Here is a 522-nt window from a genome sequence, read left to right on the forward strand (position 1 = left end):
GAGCAAAGGTGGATGCAGATGAACCTCTGGTTCATCGAATAAAACTAATGACTTTTCGCCAACGACATCTACTAATCTTGTGATAGTAAATAAAACAATTGCATGTCCAGAGCTCATTCGAAGCAGATATTTCTGGATATTGTCATAAAACAATTTAGTGAATTTATCATCGTCCACTTGAATCTGTGGTTCATTACGTCTTAACTCTTCATATTTAGAAATGAGGCTGATGAGTTCCATATTTGAAAAGTTTTCATCACTACTTAGTTTTTTGATAGCTTCAAGCCAGAGTTGTCTTTTTCTATCTACTCTCATACAACCAATAAATGCTGAAATGAATTCTAAGCGGAGATCGCCTAGTGATTTTAAACTATTGCTGGCAGCATTCTTGAGTCCAATATAAAAGTATTGTGTACCTTTTGCTGGGTCAGGTTGTTCTTTAGGAGGAGTAAAAGGATCAAATGCACTAAACGAAACTGAAACAAGCGATCGAAAATATCCCTTTGGGATTCTTGACTCGAT

General features: G+C 36.0%; 1 protein-coding gene. It reads right to left on the reverse strand.

Annotated elements, in window-relative coordinates; all coding sequences use genetic code 11:
* On the reverse strand, positions 1-522 hold a 522-nt coding region (locus P3R27_RS14685), incomplete at both ends, for an AAA family ATPase (RefSeq protein ID WP_438839300.1).

The organism is Enterococcus spodopteracolus (assembly GCF_030441955.1).
GTDB classification, from domain to species: Bacteria; Bacillota; Bacilli; order Lactobacillales; family Enterococcaceae; genus Enterococcus_B; species Enterococcus_B spodopteracolus.